The 16,191-nt window shown below is 68.9% G+C and carries 13 protein-coding genes; 3 read left to right on the forward strand and 10 right to left on the reverse strand.

Translation table 11 applies throughout. The annotated features are described in order from the left end of the window. Positions 1-139: 139 nt before the first annotated feature. Positions 140-2,812 (forward strand): ATP/GTP-binding protein, encoded by a 2,673-nt coding sequence (locus ACFZDC_RS32720; RefSeq protein WP_391329623.1) that lies wholly within the window; start codon positions 140-142, stop codon positions 2,810-2,812. Positions 2,813-2,986: 174 nt separating this feature from the next. Here the strand turns inward: ACFZDC_RS32720 and ACFZDC_RS32725 are convergent, their stop codons facing one another. From ACFZDC_RS32725 to ACFZDC_RS32755, 7 genes are all read right to left on the reverse strand, one after another. Continuing rightward, positions 2,987-3,367: a hypothetical protein gene (locus ACFZDC_RS32725; protein ID WP_391329433.1), complete on the reverse strand. Its 381-nt coding sequence runs from the start codon at positions 3,365-3,367 to the stop codon at positions 2,987-2,989. Positions 3,368-3,543: 176 nt separating this feature from the next. Continuing rightward, positions 3,544-4,530 (reverse strand): helix-turn-helix domain-containing protein, encoded by a 987-nt coding sequence (locus ACFZDC_RS32730; protein WP_391329435.1) that lies wholly within the window; start codon positions 4,528-4,530, stop codon positions 3,544-3,546. A gap of 8 nt (positions 4,531-4,538) precedes the next feature. Continuing rightward, positions 4,539-4,799, reverse strand: a complete 261-nt coding sequence (locus ACFZDC_RS32735; RefSeq protein WP_391329437.1) for a hypothetical protein — start codon at positions 4,797-4,799, stop codon at positions 4,539-4,541. 1,283 nt (positions 4,800-6,082) lie between these two features. Continuing rightward, complete coding sequence (locus tag ACFZDC_RS32740) at positions 6,083-6,937, reverse strand: hypothetical protein (protein ID WP_391329439.1); 855 nt, start codon at positions 6,935-6,937, stop codon at positions 6,083-6,085. 42 nt (positions 6,938-6,979) lie between these two features. After that, positions 6,980-8,125, reverse strand: a complete 1,146-nt coding sequence (locus ACFZDC_RS32745) for a hypothetical protein (RefSeq protein ID WP_391329441.1) — start codon at positions 8,123-8,125, stop codon at positions 6,980-6,982. Positions 8,126-8,428: 303 nt separating this feature from the next. After that, a complete protein-coding gene (locus tag ACFZDC_RS32750; protein WP_391329442.1) occupies positions 8,429-10,579 on the reverse strand; it encodes a hypothetical protein in 2,151 nt (716 codons plus the stop codon). 1,038 nt (positions 10,580-11,617) lie between these two features. Further along, complete coding sequence (locus ACFZDC_RS32755) at positions 11,618-11,884, reverse strand: helix-turn-helix domain-containing protein (protein WP_391329444.1); 267 nt, start codon at positions 11,882-11,884, stop codon at positions 11,618-11,620. A gap of 93 nt (positions 11,885-11,977) precedes the next feature. Here ACFZDC_RS32755 and ACFZDC_RS32760 point away from each other — a divergent pair, with 93 nt between their 5' ends. Together ACFZDC_RS32760 and ACFZDC_RS32765 are read left to right on the forward strand one after the other, a co-directional pair. Next, complete coding sequence (locus ACFZDC_RS32760; RefSeq protein WP_391329446.1) at positions 11,978-12,625, forward strand: HAD hydrolase-like protein; 648 nt, start codon at positions 11,978-11,980, stop codon at positions 12,623-12,625. Positions 12,626-12,629: 4 nt separating this feature from the next. Beyond that, the gene (locus ACFZDC_RS32765; protein WP_391329447.1) at positions 12,630-13,466 is read left to right on the forward strand and encodes a DUF1932 domain-containing protein; all 837 of its coding nucleotides are present in this window, start codon (positions 12,630-12,632) and stop codon (positions 13,464-13,466) included. 7 nt (positions 13,467-13,473) lie between these two features. On the opposite strand, the gene ACFZDC_RS32770 is transcribed toward ACFZDC_RS32765, so the two are convergent. The 3 genes from ACFZDC_RS32770 to ACFZDC_RS32780 all read right to left on the reverse strand — a co-directional run bounded on the left by ACFZDC_RS32770 (position 13,474) and on the right by ACFZDC_RS32780 (position 16,015). Further along, the gene (locus ACFZDC_RS32770) at positions 13,474-14,046 is read right to left on the reverse strand and encodes a guanylate kinase (RefSeq protein ID WP_391329449.1); all 573 of its coding nucleotides are present in this window, start codon (positions 14,044-14,046) and stop codon (positions 13,474-13,476) included. Continuing rightward, positions 14,043-15,080 (reverse strand): AAA family ATPase, encoded by a 1,038-nt coding sequence (locus ACFZDC_RS32775; RefSeq protein WP_391329450.1) that lies wholly within the window; start codon positions 15,078-15,080, stop codon positions 14,043-14,045. The genes ACFZDC_RS32770 and ACFZDC_RS32775 overlap by 4 nt, the downstream gene beginning before the upstream one ends. A 182-nt stretch (positions 15,081-15,262) precedes the next feature. Beyond that, complete coding sequence (locus ACFZDC_RS32780) at positions 15,263-16,015, reverse strand: UTRA domain-containing protein (RefSeq protein WP_391329451.1); 753 nt, start codon at positions 16,013-16,015, stop codon at positions 15,263-15,265. Positions 16,016-16,191 lie beyond the last annotated feature (176 nt).

The raw sequence follows: 16,191 nt of genomic DNA on the forward strand, positions 1-16,191 counted from the left end.
ACCTCTGACAATCCGTCGGATGAGATTGGCACGGGTCTGAAACCGCCGCCCATCCTGGCAACAGCGCCAGGGCGGGCTCCCCAAACCCCGCAGGGCGGGCGTAGGTTGACCCTGCCGTTGATCATTTTCGGGGGTGGATGTGACAGGCCGGGATCTCAGGGCCCTGTTCAGTACGAACGACCGCAGCGTGCAGGCTGATGAGGCATTCACGAACCGCTCCTCACAGTGGGAGACGGTCGCGGCCGCGCTCACCGAGCACCTCCAGCGCATCAGTGCGCCCGCCTTCGACGCAGAGGACCTCGAGGCGCCCCGCAACCACGTCCTGGTCTTCCACGGAGTGGGTGGCATCGGCAAGACGACCCTGTCGAGGATGCTGGAGGCGGCGCTCACCGACGCCGGACGGCGGCCCTCCCAGTGGGGCGAGCCTGGCTGGCCGGCCGACTGGATCCTGCCCGTACGCATCGACCTCGCCCGCTCCGCCGGTACCGACTTTGAGCAGATCGTGCTGACGATCCGGGCCGCCCTCACCCGGATCGGGCGGCCGCTGCCCGCCTTCGATCTCGCCCTGCGCCGCTACTGGGAGGCCAACCACCCCGGCGAACCCTTGGAGGAGTACCTGCGCAGGGCGGGGCTCGGCTCCCGGTTCGGGCAGGCGCTGCCGCAGCAGATGCAGTCCGCGCTCGCCGACGTCGCCCAGGCGCTCATGCTGCCCGGCACCATCGGGTCGGTCGTCGGCCAGGTCACCGGTGCCCTCATCGGCGCGCTGCGCGAACGCCGCCAGACCGTACGGGCCCTGGCCGGCTGCGCCCGGCTGGCGGATCTGCTGGAGGCCGAACTCGACCTGGACAGCCTCTCCTTCTATCCTCACCTGCTGGCCTGGGAGCTCGCCCGCCTCCCTGACGGCAAGAAGGCCGTGCCGGTGGTGCTGCTCGACACGTTCGAGGATGTCGGTGACCGCACTCACCGCGACCTGGAACGGCTGATCCAGCGGACGATGTGGCTGATGCCGAACGCCTTCTGGGTGATCACCGGCCGCTCCCGCCTGCAGTGGGCCGACCCGGCCCTCCAAGGACAGCTCGACTACACCGGCCCCACCGCCTGGCCCGGGCTCACCCACACCACCGTCCCCGCCGCCCGCACCTCCGCCGGTGCCGGAGCGGCGCGGCAGGTGCTGGTCGGTGACTTCTCCCCCGAAGACTGCGACGACTACCTCGCCCGCCGCCTCTCCAGCAACGGACAGCCCCTGATCAGCGAGCCCATCCGGCAAGTCATCACCGCCCGCTCCCACGGTCTGCCCCTCTACCTCGACCTGTCCGTCGCACGGTTCATGGAACTGCGCCGCACCGGACGCACCCCGCAGCCAGCCGACTTCGACCACGACTTCCCCGCCCTGGTCGCCCGCACCCTGTCCGACCTCACCCCTGACGAACGCCACGTCCTGCGCTCGGTCACCCTGCTCGACGCCTTCGACATCCCCCTCGCCACCCGCGCCGCCGGCCTCACCCACGAAGGACCCGCCCAGCGGCTGACCGAGCGGCCCTTCGTCCGTGAAGCCCCCTTCGGCCTGTGGCCCTTCCACCTGCACGGTCTCATCCAGTCCGCCGTACGCAACGCCGATGACACCACCGACGACCGCTGGACCGAGACCGACTGGCAGGAGGCCGCCCAACGCGCCTTCAACGCCCTGGGCGAACAGCACCAGGCCGCCGACGGCCCCAGCCGGCTGCTGCTGGTCGCCTGCCTGCGCCAGGGCCTGCGCCTGGCCCGCGACCACCGCCTGGACCTCGACTGGCTCACCCCTGCGGCCTGGACCTACGTCAGCGACTCAGTCTGGGAACCCCTTGCCCCACCAGCCCGTCAGGAACAGGCCAGCGCCCTGCAAACCCCTGCCGAGGCGCTCGCCGAACTTCTCCACACCCTGGCCCGCCGCCAGCACGAACACCGCGCCCGTACCGTCGACCGCCTCACCGCGGTCATCGACACCGCCCTGCTGCCCGACGAACTGCAGGAAATGGCGATCTACTACCGGGCCAAAGCCGAACGTGACCTTGGCCGCTCGAGCGCCTCCCGCCACGGCATGCAGTACGTCGCCGACCGCGGCGGCCGCCTGGCTCCCGCCGCCCGCCGCGGCCTGGCCCACCTCGCCCGCCTCGCCGGCGACTTCCCCACCGCGCTGGCCACCGCCCGCACTCTCGGCTGGACCGGCCGCGGCCACCGCGTCGAAGGAGACATCTGGTGGCCGCACGCCGACATGCACCGCGCAGCCGCCGCCTACGCCGCCGCCCGCACCCAAGCCGAAGAACACGCCATCGCCGGCGAACGCGCCACCTCCCAGGCACAGCGCGCCTTCGTTCTCTCCTTCACCCATCCCGATGCGGCCGCCGGTGAAATCGACTTCGCTCATCAGCTCCTGGCCGGTCTGGTCCTGCGCGTCACCACCGCAACCGTCTCAGCCGCCGAGCTCATCCGGGACGCTGGCACCACCCGTGACATCGAGGACCGTGCGGAGCAACTGCGCACCGAGATCCGCCTCGCCGGCGTCAACGTCGCCGAACCCATCCTCGAACTCGCCCTGACCTTCCACCACGCCGTCCAAGGGGCCGACGAGAAGATCACAGACTCCATCGCGCGCCTGCGCGAACTCACCCGCAGCGGCGACTACGCCTACTACGCCGACATCGCCCACTTCATGACCGGCCTGCCCCTCCAAGCACACTCACCAGCACGGTGGGTCGACGGCGAAGAGTCAACCCGCCAGCGCTGGCGAGGCCTGGTCATCGCGCGGCGCGCGTACCTGAGCACCGGGCCGTGAAGGCAGCGCAACCGAGTGCCGTGCCTCAGCAGGAGGAGGCAGAGCTGTGCCGCTCGAAGCGCGGCGTCCGTCGCCCACGCCGGTCCCCGGCCGATCGAGCGACCGTACGCCAGTGAGCCCCGGACTGGCTCCGGGGCTCACGTCATCACAGCTGCTGAACCAAGCCGGTGGTGGTCACCCTGCTCGGACAGATGCACCGTAACTATCAATCTGGCGGAGCACCACCGCCTCTTGGGCCGGTGCGGACCATACCTGGATGAGGTACCACTCGGTGACGTCGTCCGGAGTAAGGTCGATGGCGGTGTCCCGGCCCCGTGCGTGGACGCGCAGCCGGTAGTCGCCGGGGCCGTCGAACGACAGCTCGGGCAGCTCCTCATCGAGGTCGGCCATCAGACCGCGCACCATCAGTTCACCCGATGCGGAGTGCAGCGAGATTTCGACGATCTCCTCCCATTCGGCGCCCCCGGGCTGGGGGGCGTTGGTGTGGAAGGTGACGGTGACGTCGACGTCGCCGGTGTGGATGCCGGTGAGGACTGAGGCAATGACGTCTTGCACTTGACCAAGCCGTTGTGCTCGGGAGGCAGGTCGGGGCCGACGCGGCCGTCCTCATCGCTGATCCTGAACTGGTGGTAGTGCACTGGCACGAGCTGTTGTCCGTGCGCGGCCTGCTCGGTCATGCGGTATCCCGGATGGTCGGCGGATTGTTAGTGAGGGGCTGTGACTCCAGCGAGTCAGAAGGAGGAGCTGTCGCCGTATCTGCCCCCCGACGGCGGCGCGGCTTCAGGAAACAGCGCATCACCGCATACGGGGCAGCCTTCCAGCGATGCGGTGTGCGGCGCCGCGGCAACCGGGCTCTCACAACGGGGGCATGACGTGGGGGCCTGCTCCAGCAGCGCATCGGCCACAGACCGCACGAGTGCAGTGGGGCACCGGTTGGGGCACCCGACCCAATCGGTGCCTAGGTCACCGAGCCGAACCCGGAAGAGATCACCACAGATGCCGCAGCGGACGCTCCACGCCGCCGTCGGGCTTCGAAACGGCTCCACTGATTCAAGTTCGTACCGGGCCAGTTCTGCTTCCGCCTCGCGGGCTGCCAGTTTCCGGGCCGGGGTGATCGCTGGCTCTTTCCGATCCTGTGTCCGGTTCACTTTCTTCCACGCGCGCCCCCAGTCCCCCCAGGTCCGCTGAGGCACGGCGCAGGCGTGAAGCAGAGCCAGCAGCTGCCGATGGCTGGTGGGGAATGACTGGCGCGTGAGTATGCGCTGTGCTGTCGAGCGCGACAGCGGCCCCAACTCGGGCCGTCCTTCTAGTCTGTGCTCCATGGCGCGGTAAGTCAGTCCGCTGCGCTCGCGTAGATCCAGCAGTGCCCGGCTCATGTCTGCCCGGTCAGCGATCAGGTCCGGCCGGGGCGCCTTCCCCGGATGAGGCGGCACCGCCCGCCGCCGGTCGTGGAGTCCTGCCATCTGCCGGGCCTGCTCCCATAGCCGGCGCGCTTCGCCGTCGGCTAGGCCGCACCCCTCCTCGTACGCTAAGACGACCCTGAGGGTGGGCAGGGCGGTGCCGCCCGCAGCCCGCTGCAGGGTGGTGGCGCTGTACTTCGTACGGGCCGCCAATGCCGCGTTGGTCAGGCCGGCACGGGCCCTGCACCGCCGGAGGTGGCTCGCGAGCCGGCCAAGGGCGCTGTCCGGGCGCGGGACTGGGTTCTCGGTTCGTCCCACGATCGCGCCTACCGGGGCAGGGAGGCCGAATGGACCCGGGCAAGGTTGCGCAGGCCCCGGGCCGCGGCACCGGTGGCCAGTCGTGTCACGCTCACCGACAGCAGGCCAGCCGCGCCCAACAGGGACAGCACCTCCGTGTGCGGCATGCCGTTCAGGGCCAGGGCGGACGCCATGATGATGATCACCACGATGACGGCGGCTTCCGCTCCGCCGAGCTGGCAGCGGGCAGAGCTGTTGGGTACGACGCAGCGCGCCACAGAATCGTGCATGAGGAAGGTCCCTACGTGCGGGCGGTCCACGGCCAGCGGCTGTGAACCTGACTGGCTCCAGCAATTTGTCATAGGCCACGGGCAGTTGACGCTGCGTCGCGGCGTGACAGCATGGTGCCACCACAACGGGCCGCAGACATTCCGTTGATGCACACTTGTCCCATGTGCTGATTTGAGGCAGACCCGATTTTCGGGCGGCACCGTATCTGAGACAGCATGTGGTCAATTCCGGCGAGACCGGTGGCCTGGCTGTTCTCCATGCCTGACCGGAGCCCGGCGCCGACGAGCCGCCGGGGAGGGGTCAGTTCGCGCGTTCCGTCCCAGTTCTGTTTGCCGTGAGCGGACCAGGGCTGCCACCCTCCACGTAGTTCCGTACGTGACTGGCTCCAGCAACCAACCGCACGGATGCGGTCGTCCGTGTTGACGCGCGGGCGCCCTACACAGCCGGCTTCGACGACGTGCGGGGCCGGCTGTTGCTAGTCAGTGGCGCGACGGTAAGCCTCGATCGCCGTACGGCGTGCATGAGGTCCACCCATTCGGCTCCGCAAATTCACGGGCGCGCGCGCCACGGCCGCAGCAGTGGGCCTGCGCCCCGCCGCCGAGTCGCAGAAAGATTATCGACGCTGGGCGTCCGGGACAGCAGCCGTACCGGCTGAGCTACCGCCGGTCGAACTGCGGTTGGGCCGTGGCAACGTACGCCGGATCGGTTCTGTAGGGCCCGCGAATCGCATCGGGAGGTGTGGCCATCGTTGCCGGTGTGTGGTGCCTTGTACGACGACGTCCAGCAGTACTTCGCCCACCACCCCACGCACCCGATCCTCATCTCCCGGATCGGCGGGACCCTGAAACCTGCTGCGTAACGCCCCGGCCGGACCGGCCGCCTGACCAGGCGCGGTCTGTGCCAGGGCCAGACGGCGGCGGCTTGCCGCAGGTCCGGCCAGCTCGGGGAAGACGCGGGCGCTGGGTTCGCGCGTTGCCCGGGCCTGCCGCTCAACCGCCGCCGCGATGTCCTGGTCGACCAGGCGGGGCGATGTGGCCTGTCGGTGGGCGGCGAGCGCGCGGTGGTAGCCGTCGCTGGCCAACTTCCGCGGCATGGCCCGCCTCGCCAACGACTTCCCTACCGCCCTGGCCGCAGCCGAGATGCTCGGCTGGGCTGGCCGCCGTCGCGTCACCGGAAATTTCGCAAGGCGGGCTCCCACCGCTCGCCGTGAGTTCCCAGTGTTTAGCTGCAAGCCTTTGGCCAGGGCAAGTCCGTTACCCGCATGGCATGGTCTCGGGAGGGGCTATTCCGTCAGGCGCGAGATGAAGGCAGGGGCGAGGTTTCGGACGCGATCCTCTTCAAGGGAGCCTGCAAGCGCCTTGACAGCCATGTCGACGCCGGGGGTGGCACGCCCGCCGAATAGCTGGTGCAGCTTCCCCAGCCCATCCGCCGCAACGTCGCCCACGCGCGGGTCGTTGCACAGAACGGTGAACGTTTCGGAGACCTGCCGTGCCCTGGTGGTCATCATGATGCGCAGGACGTCACCTGCGTCCTTGTCGGTCAGGCGGTCCGGACGCTTCTCGGCCTGGCTAAGCCGGTCGGTGATCTTGAAGGCTTTGGCGACCAGAAGGGCTGCAGGGCCGGCGACGTTGACCGTGACGGAGCGATCGTCGGCAGGGTCGAGGCTGCCGACGGGCAGAGGAGAACGGTCCACAGCGGCGACCTCAAGGCCCTCGATCCAGCGCGCGGACATTGTGCCGTGCGGCGGGACCTTGGCGCTGCGACGCCCGTTCTTTGGAGAGAGCTGCCGGGGAATGAGGAGATCCAGTTCCACCGGAACAACCTGGTCGCCCACGGTCTCCTGCCGTTCCCAAAGCCCGGGTTCGCTGTCCTTCTTCAGCGTGAAGCCGGCCTCGCGCAGAGATGTATCGAGAAGCGGTTGATCCTCCAGAAGTGCGGGGTCGATGCTCAGGTCGCCGTCGGAAGTGAAAGGCGAGTTGCGGATCGCCGCGTCCGGAGTGCGCAGGTAGACGGCCTGCGCACCTACGACAGTCAGGGCGTCGAGGTGAGGGCTCAACGCGACCAGGCCGTCGAGGAGAACGCGCCGGGCAACCACCGTCAGCTGATCGGGGTCGACGCCCTCCGGAACCTGTGACATGGTGCCTCGCGCTCTCGTCGGCTTGCGTCCTGCGTTGCGATCTTAGTGTTGGACGGGCCGTGTCCAGGCGTCGTTCTTGGGAGCCCGCCACTTCTCGGGCCAGCGCTCCATGAACTCAAGGAGAGCCTCACCCTCGGCAGGCATCCGGCCTGGGCCAGCCAGGCAGTCGATTACCGCTTGGCTGGGCGCGACGTACTGTACGCCGTCGACGAATTCCGCCCCCCTTCGGACGAAGGAGTCCGGTTCGTTCAGCAGCAGGACGTCCGCGCCATCGGCGACCGGCAGGAGTCCAAGGTCATCGGCCAGATCGTCGACGTCCAGCCAAGGTGCGACGTAGAGCACCAGCTGGCCGCCCACGGCGACCTGAACAAAGCGCTGCGCGGCGTAGGAGCCGGTGACCGAGAGACCGTCGATGGCTGAGAGACCACCGACATGCTCCGTGGAAAGCTGCGGGATCTGTTGCAGCAGGGCGGATACACCATTGGGAGCCAGCGCTCCCCGGTACGACCCAGGGGAGAGGAGATTGGTCTCCTGGGCCCGTGCGCGCAGAAGCTGAACCCAGTCGACGTCCGTGATGAGTCGGCCCTTGCGGTGGATCAGGAGCTGGTCTTCCAGGGTGTCTAGGAGCCGGGACACGTAGGGGAGGCTCAGCGTGGAGGTCCGGTGCAAGTCAGTGGCTCGGTGAGGTGGCGGCACATCGGCCAGGAGCCGAACAAGGCGGCCTGCCTTCGGCCCCGCCAGAGTGGTCCTGCTGGACTCCCGCCGAGCAGACCGCGGCGCCTTCTCGGCTCCTACTGTGTGGATGATGATGGCCGGTCGCGACACGCGAATGCCGACATTACCGGTCAGATCCAGATAAGCGATGCCGTTCTGCCGCAACAGATCACGGGCCTGCGATGAGATCCACGGTGCTATGACCAGCAGAGTTGAGTAGTGATTGACCTCACGGAGCAGCTGCACCTGGGGCACCAGCCGCTCCATCACGAACCGTGGTGATACCGCCTGCGTCGCTTCCACCAGTAGTTGCGTGAAGGTGCTGTCCCCCTCCGCCCTTACCTCCAGGAGAGCATCGAAGACCTTGCTGTTGTTCGGGCGCTGCGTGACCTGCCACTCCGGCCCCAGCAGGCCGCTCAGGGCTTGGATGCCCTGCTCCAGCAGGTGCGCTTCTCTGATCAGCGGAGATTCCACGAAACCATCATCACACGTGAAGCAAGCAAACTTGCTCAGAAACGGCGACTTTACCGGCTCAGTAAAGTTCCGGTTGCAGGCAACTTTTTCTGGGTATGCCACTTGCCTGAGCTGGACAACTCCGCCAGTCACGCAACTCGAGCAGCGTCGCACCATCGGTGCGCCTCACGGAGTCCTCGAGTCCCCAACGTCGGCGCCGTGGACCTAGTGGGCCACGTTGGCCGCTGCCGTTCTTGCGTGCCGCCTCCATCGCGGCCCGCAGCGCGACCCGTGCCAGGTCGACCCCGGACACCTCACTGCCGCTCATGCCTGCCCCCAGGTGGCGTAGCCGAGGTCCAGATGCCCGAGACCGGCCAGGCGCTGCACCTGGGCGACAAACGCCCGGGTGAACAAGCGCTGAGCCGACCTCTCGCCGTACCGGTCGATGTGGTCGAACACCAGCTGGTGGTCGGCGGCGGCGCGGTTGCGCCAGTCCAGGACCTGCTCCCGGGTGAGCTCCTCGAGGACCAGCTCCTGGTCGTCGTCGACGTCGGCGCGCTCCGGCTCCGGAGCAGGTACGACGGCGGCCGGGCGCGGCGCGGGCAGCACGACCGGGGCCGCCGGCGCGGCCACGACGTCGTCGGCCGGCTGCGCGGCCACGGCTTCGGCGGCACGGGCCTTGGCGGCGGCCTGCCGGGCGCGGACCTGCTCCCACTTGTGCTCGCGGGCCCATGCCTGGGCGGTCACCTGCTCGTGCAACTGCCGGTCGGCGGCCGCGCGGCGCTCCGCCTCGGAGGCGGCGGGCATCGCGGCGTCCACGGCGGCCGCGACCGCACTGCGCTGGGCACGGCGGTCGGCCTGCTTCTCCTCACAGCGCGGGCAGTCCCGGCCGGAGTCGAGCAGCAGCCGGTCGTCGCACAGGGCGTCACCGCACTGCTGGCGCTGAGGCAGTCCCCGGGCCAGCAGCCAGCCCACCGGGTCGGTGATCGGCCCGTACAGCCGCATCTGTTCGGCCAGGCGGCGGGCGAGCCGGTCGGCGAGGACCTGCGGCCCGTCGGTGCGACCGGCGAAGCCGATCACCCGCGTCAGCTCGCTGCGGGCGGCGGCCTCCACCAGCTTCCGGGCGCCCGCACGGTCCAGCCGCGCCCACACCAGATCGACCGGGGCCAGGACGATCCGCAGATCCTCCGGCGGCAGGGGCACCCTCCCCCGCTGCTGCCTGCCCTGACCCGCACCGTCCACCACCCGCACCGGAGCATCGGCCACCGGCCCGCGGCCAGGCTTCTCGCTGCTGATCGACGGGGACTTCTTCGGCTGTTCCCCGCGCAGCGGGCCGCCGTCCTCGCGCACGCACGCGCGGTCCGGCAGACCACGGTTCCCACCACGGCCTTCGCCAGAAAAGCCACCAGAGAGGGAGAGCGGAGAGACCGGAGTAACCACAGAAGCGTGAGAGGCGTGAAGGTATGCAGCAACGGCGAGGTCTGCCGAACCGGCCTCCTGCCCCTGCTCAGCGCCCTCCATCCCAGTACCCACAGGGGTCACAGCCTCTCCGGCCGTCTCATGATCTCCGGATGCACTATCGGCGAGGTCTGAAAACACCGAGGCGGCGGCCTCGCGGGCCTCCCGGATGAGCACGCCGTGGGCCTGGGTGACCGGCAGCAACCGCACCCGGCTGCGGGCGTTCAGCCCGGACGCCGTCTCGCGGCGCTCCACCGTCAGCACGCCCCGCTCCTGCAGCCGCGCTAGGACCTTCGCCCCGGCCGCCGGCGAGCAGCCCAGCAGCCGCGCGGCCGTCGCCGCCGGACGTCCCCGGGAGGTGTCCACGCTGCCGGAGCACAGCTGCAGCCAGCCACGCGAGTTCGAGGACAGCACCATCAGCAGCAGCCCGAGCCGGTCGGTCGCCGCCCCGCGCCCCGTACGGTCCGCGAGCATCCCGGCCGGAGTCGTCCGGCCGTCCTTGTGCACCCAGCCCGGTGCGAACAGCGTCTCGATCAGCTTCAGCAGCACGATCAGCTCCACCCGCGACAGCGCCAGGACATGCCGCCGGTCCCCGCCGTGCTGCGCCCGGTACATCGGGATCACCCAGCACTCCAGGCCCGTCGCCCGCCCGGCCGCGCTGGTCGTCTCGTTCGAGCCCAGCACGCCGCGCTCACGCAGCTCCGGCAGAACCTGGTGGGCGATCCGGGACGGCTTGAGGCCAACCCACCGGCCAAGCTCCCTTGCGGTGATCGTGGCGCGGTAGTTCGTTGCGACCTTCGCCTTCGCCATCAGCACCACCGCCGCAAGGCGCGCGGGGTCGCCCGCCCCCTTCAAGGCCGGGTCCGACACCAGGGCGCGTACCGCGGCGAGCAGCCGGGTGCGCATCGTCTCCGTCAGCTGGAGCGGGTTGCCCAGCTCCAGCGCGACGGCCGGGCCGGCCTGCGACGGGACCGACCGCAGCCGACGGCGCGAGGCCCCACCGACGGAGCTGTCCACGCACTCAGAACGGGGGCGTGCGAACGCGTCCGGCGCCGCCACGGCGCTCATCGGCCCACCGCCCCGACAGCAGCGGCGGACACCGCAAGAGCCGGACATCCCAACATCGCCTGCGTCGCCATCGGGTCGATGTACACGCCAAAGCGGACACCCCCCTCGGCAGGCAGAACTCGCGTTTCTTGATCCACCCGCCGACCCTGCACGAGACGGCCTGTGGACAGAGGACGCTCAGCCCCGATCACCCCCGGCGCTCCCGCACGGCGGGCAACAATCTTGGAACCCGTCCCGCCACACGGGACGCCGCCCTCACGGGCGCTGCCGTCGACGGAGTTGTCGACGACCTCCGAGAGCGGGTGCACGAGCGGGGCGGCCCACGCCGCAACCGCGCTCAGCGAGACCATCCCAAACGCGCTGCTCTTGTAGCTTCCTACCGGAAATCCAATCTCCGGTACGAACCGTGTATACCGGCATGAACGGGACGTCGATCCCGTCACACGGGAGGCCTGCAGAGTCCGAACCGGGGTGAAACGGACATGGCCAGGCTGACAAGGGGACACCAGGTCGTGCACTATGAAGACGACCGCCTCTCCATGTGGTGTATCGCCCGGCGTATCGCTGGACGTATCTCTCGGGAATGGGCGGGACGCCCCCTCCGCGAGGAGCGGGCGACCGGACGAAGAGCTAGAGGCACCTCCTGTTGTGGATGTGCTGACGGGGACTCGGACGGGTGGTCCCAGCGGCCTGCGAAACCGTTGGAACCGGGCTGCAAGGCCCCCTGCGAAAGGGGCTCTGCAGTTGTGTTGCTGGCCCTGATGAGGGGCCGATGGGAAACAGCGGCTTGATAAGCCGCAGCTCAGAACCGGGTGCGAACCGAGAACTGAGCAGCCGCGCTGGGTGCGAAGTCCAGGCGGTTGAAGGGCCGCGCGGCCACAGTGGATTGCGAGTCCACCGTCGTGGCGCGCGGCCGGTGGCGGCTACGTCACCCCGACCCCCTCGATTCCGAAGGTGGAGTCGGCGTGCCTGAAACCAGGTATGAGATCAGTCCTCACTTGGCGCCTCCTGGGCGGCGTCCGGGTACTTCTCGGTCAGCCGACGGAGGAAGTGTGCGTACTTCAGTCGATTGCTGCGGTGGGGCTTGGTAAGTCCTGCCTCCCATCGCGCGACGGCGACGCGCTGGACGCCGATGGCGTGGGCGACTTCCGCCTGGGTGAGGCCGGCGGCGACGCGCAGCTGCTGCCGAACGCGAGGCGAAGGGAGGGTGCCGGCATCCACCAGAGCATCGACGCGACGCAGCGGATCCGACATCGGAGCCTCCATCCTAGGAAACAGTTCCTGAAAAGATACACGAAGTGATCTCTGTGAGTGCACCCCATTCGATGCCCGGTAGTGTCCGTGCCTGTGTCCCGCCCCGCGTTCTTCGATCTCGACGGCACACTGGTCGACCGGCAGTCGGCATACAACGATGCCGTGACCGACTTGTGCCGCAGGCACCGCTTCACACAGGACATCGAGCACTGGCTGCTCACCGAGCTCGCTGACCGAGCCAACGCCGCTGACTTCACGCGGATGCATGACACCTTCGGCCTGGCGGTGCCCGGCGCTCAGCTGTGGCGGGAGTACGTGGACCTCATGGCGGCTGCCGTCACCTGTCGGCCCGAGGTTCTCGAGGGCCTGGCGCGCCTGCGCGCGGCCGCGTGGACGATAGGGATCGTCACCAACGGCGCCAGCGACATCCAACGGGCCAAGCTCTCTGCGACCGGCCTCGCCGACCTGGTCGATGGTGTCGCCGTATCGGGTGACCTGGAGATCCGCAAGCCAGACAGGCGCCTCTTCGAACTCGCGGCTTCGCGCTGTGAAGTGAGGCTCGCCGACGGCGGCTGGATGGTCGGCGACAACCCGACCGGGGACATCGGCGGCGGCCACCAGGTTGGTTTGCGCACCGTCTGGCTGCGCGGCCGGCCCTGGCCCGACGGCCTTCGCGCCGCGCACCATGTCGTCGACGACGTCACCGACGCCATCACCATCCTGCTCAACGAGACGGAGTAGCACCGTGGACCAGCCGACTGTTGGCATCCTCCACCCCGGCAGCATGGGCGCCTCCGTCGCCGCCTGCGCGGCGACTAACGCGGCCGAGGTCCTGTGGTGTGAAGCCGGGCGCAGCCAGGCATCTGCGGCGCGCGCCGCCCAGTTCCGCCTGAAAGCAGTGGCCAGCCTGCCGGAGCTGCTGCAGCGCAGCGACGTCGTCATCAGCCTCTGCCCGCCGGCCGCTGCCGAGGACCTGGCCCGCGACGTCGCCGCGCACGAGTTCGCCGGGGTGTACGTGGAGGCAAACGCCATCAACCCCACGCGCGTGCAGCGGATCGCCACGCTGCTCGAACCGGACGCGACCGTCGTGGACGGTGGTGTCGTCGGCTCCCCGCCGGTCGGAGGCAAGTCACCGACCTTGTACCTGTCCGGAGGGGGCGACGCGACCGCGCGCATCGAGGCACTCTTCGCGGGCACCGCTGTCCAGACGGCAGTGCTGGGTACCGAGGTGGGGAAGGCATCCGCGCTGAAGCTGTCGTACGCCTCGTTCCAGAAGACCAGCCGGGTGCTGGTGGCGCTCGCGGTCGGCATGGCGCGCGAGCACGGCGTCGACCAGGAGCTCCTCGAGGTGGCCTCGAAGCGCACCGACTCATATCTCGCGGAACCGGAGTACGTCGCCAAGACCGCCGCGCGCGCCTGGCGATGGGGCCCGGAGCTGGAGGAAGCCGCCGACACCCTCGCGGCCGCCGGCCTTCCGCCAGAGATGTTGCGCGCGGCCGCGTCCACGCTGGCACGGTGGAACGACGCCAAGGACAGCAAGCTCACGCTCACTGACGCCTTGGACCGCCTCGCCCAGCCGTAGCCCGCGCTCATGCCGTCGCCGCTCCCGCTGCTCGCTGCGCCAGCAGCTGGTCGATGAGCCGCGCCGCGTCCTGCGGCGACGCCGCCGTGGTGTCCACGGTCAGGTCCCAAACTGCGCTCGGGTGGGCGTCCAAGTCCTCGAGGGTCGCGTCCCACGCCGCCAGCCGCGCCATGGTGTCGCTGTCGCCTCGGCCTACCGACCGCTCCGCAGTCGTCTCGCGAGGGCACCACAGCAGCACCACAGCCCAGCTCGCCGGGTAGCCGTCGACCAGGGCACGGACACCGTCGACCTGCCCGAGATGGACCACCGGCACTCCAGCCGTGAATGCCGCGTCGAGGCCGGGCCGGTCGATGACGTACGTGTTGTCGTACCTGGTGTTGGCGTAGACGACGTCGCCCGCGGTCTTCAATGTGCGCAGTTGCTCGGCAGTGCCCATCCGGTAGCCGGACCGCTTTCCAGACCCGAACTTGAGCCGCGTGAACTGGGCGTACTGCGAGTTGAGTTCGGTTAGCGCTCGGGTGATGGTGTCCTTGCCTGCTGCTGGCGGGCCGTACAGCACCACTCCGTGCTTGCCGCTCACGAGTACATCGCCCCCATCGCCTGCCGGGCCTGGTCCGCGAGTGAGACCGCGGCCCCGAGACGGTTGTCGACGACCAGGTGCGGTACCGCTGGCCGCAGATCCAGGTCGATCGTCGCCATGTACTCATCCCACCGCTGCAGCTTCCAGGCATCTCGCGCCGCGCCACGGAAGCCGATGTACTCGCGCATCGACTCCTCGTCACAGCGGACCCAGACCGGATAGACGTCGACGCCCATGGACGCTGCGCGGTTGGTCAGGCGCTGCATCCACGCCTGGTCCGTCATCTCCGCGATGAACGGCGCCGTGAGCACCGTGCTGATCCCGCACTTGATGTTGGCCATCGCGGACTGCATCAGGCAGTCGTACTCCACCGGCCGGACCTGGGTGCGATACAGGTTGGTGTGTCGGTCATTAGAGTCACCACCCAGCGCGACCAGCAGCTTCTCCACCAGCGGGCGGGTCAGCGGATCCTTGTCGAGCAGCGGCCAGCCCGTGAGCTGAACGAAGAACCTCGCCAGCTCGGTCTTCCCGCTGCCCGCGTACCCGCCGACCAGGATCAGGACCGGCCGGTGCGGGTCACCACCGGTGTGCCGACGCTTCCACGCGTCAATGATCCGCTGCTGCAGCCCGAAGTGATCGGCGTCGTCACTGCCAGGCGCAATTCGGTGAACTGCACGCTCGACTGCGAGGACATGCGCGCCGTTGAGTCGATCATCCATCGGCGTGAGCTTGAAGGAGGTCTCCTCCCCCGGCAGGGCAGCGCGGAATCCAAGGTCCGGCTCCGTCGCCCTGTACAGGAGACAGTAGGCGCGACGGTAATGCGGGCCTGGGTAGACCTCCCCCTGCTCGTGCTGCCACAGGGTCTGGGGATTCGCGGCCGGGATGCCCTTGAGCTTGGCCTGTTCAGCAACCTCACGGAGGCGCTCGCCGGCCTTCTCCAAAGTCAGCCCGTGAGCTTCACGCTGCTCACGCAGCCGGTCCGGCCGCCACCCTGTCCGGTGCTTCCCCACCCTGTTCCCCTCCGTCGTCGTCATGGCCGCGAGCCTAGAGCGCAGCCCCGAAATCCCATGTGTACGCGGATGTTGAAAACCCGTGAACGCCGGTGCGCACGAGCTTCGACAAGGCGCTGTGATGTTGCGTTTCGGCTCTGGCGAGTGTGATGGCCCCCACACGACAAGCAGTCATGAGGGGGTTTGAGGTGACGGAGTTGGGACGCTCAGGCATCGAAGGCGTACTCCAGCACGTATGCCGCGCTGTCCATGGTCATCTCGTTCACTTCGACAGCTCGAAGCTCAGCGTCGAAGGCCGTGCGGCACAGCTTGATGACCGGGCGCTCCAGGGGCATGGCCAGTCCTTCGGCCTCTGCAGCTACAGGGAGTCGGCACCGAAGTTCCTCGCGGAAGTGTGCGGGCGCGTGACCGATCTCAGCGAGCCGGGCGTACGTGCCGCCGTCCCCGGTGTCGACGCGCATGATCGCCGTGCCTTCAACCAGCCCGAGGGGCAGGTAGGAGGTTGCGAGCATGACGGGCCTGTCGTCCAGCACGAAGCGCCGGGATCGAGCGCAGACGAGTTCGTTCTCGTCCACGTTCAGCATCCGGGCGATGTGTACGGGAGCCGCCACGGTATCGACGCGGACGTCGATGGTGACTGGACGCTCTTCGTCGGCGGACCAGATGGATTTGCCCGCGCCCCACTGCTCACATGCCAGTCGCTGAATGCCGTGGCGCCGGATCGGGCGGAACTCGATGACTCGGGCACCAGCGCCCTTCTTCGTTTCCACCAGGCCTTCGATCCTCAGGATCTTGAGCGCCTGGCGGGCGGTGAGCACGGCAACGCCGTACCGGGCGGCGAGCGCGCTCTCACCCGGCAACCGATCACCGGGGCCGTACTCGCCAGACTCGATCGCCGCCTTCAGGTCGTCGGCAATCCGCTGGTACTTCGGCCTCTGCGGGCTCGTCTCACTTGCCATGCCTCTCCCTACCTCGTTAGCGATCCTAGGGCCGCTGACTATCGAGCCGTCGGAGGGGCGCCGCCTTGACCCGCAGACAAGTTAGGCGGCGAAGTACCTCGTTAACGAGTTCTCTTGACAACGCTAACGAGGATACGTCTACTCTATTAGCTTACCTCGTTAACGAGGTTGCGAAT

Source organism: Streptomyces sp. NPDC007905 (assembly GCF_042959345.1).
Taxonomy (GTDB): Bacteria; Actinomycetota; Actinomycetes; order Streptomycetales; family Streptomycetaceae; genus Streptomyces.

Excerpts from the sequence above, each read along its gene's own strand:
- ACFZDC_RS32775 (WP_391329450.1), bottom strand. The coding sequence starts at position 15,080 with ATGACGACGACGGAGGGGAACAGGGTGGGGAAGCACCGGACAGGGTGG.
- ACFZDC_RS32740 (WP_391329439.1), bottom strand. The coding sequence starts at position 6,937 with ATGTCACAGGTTCCGGAGGGCGTCGACCCCGATCAGCTGACGGTGGTT.
- ACFZDC_RS32780 (WP_391329451.1), bottom strand. The coding sequence starts at position 16,015 with ATGGCAAGTGAGACGAGCCCGCAGAGGCCGAAGTACCAGCGGATTGCC.
- ACFZDC_RS32755 (WP_391329444.1), bottom strand. The coding sequence starts at position 11,884 with ATGTCGGATCCGCTGCGTCGCGTCGATGCTCTGGTGGATGCCGGCACC.
- ACFZDC_RS32735 (WP_391329437.1), bottom strand. The coding sequence starts at position 4,799 with ATGCACGATTCTGTGGCGCGCTGCGTCGTACCCAACAGCTCTGCCCGC.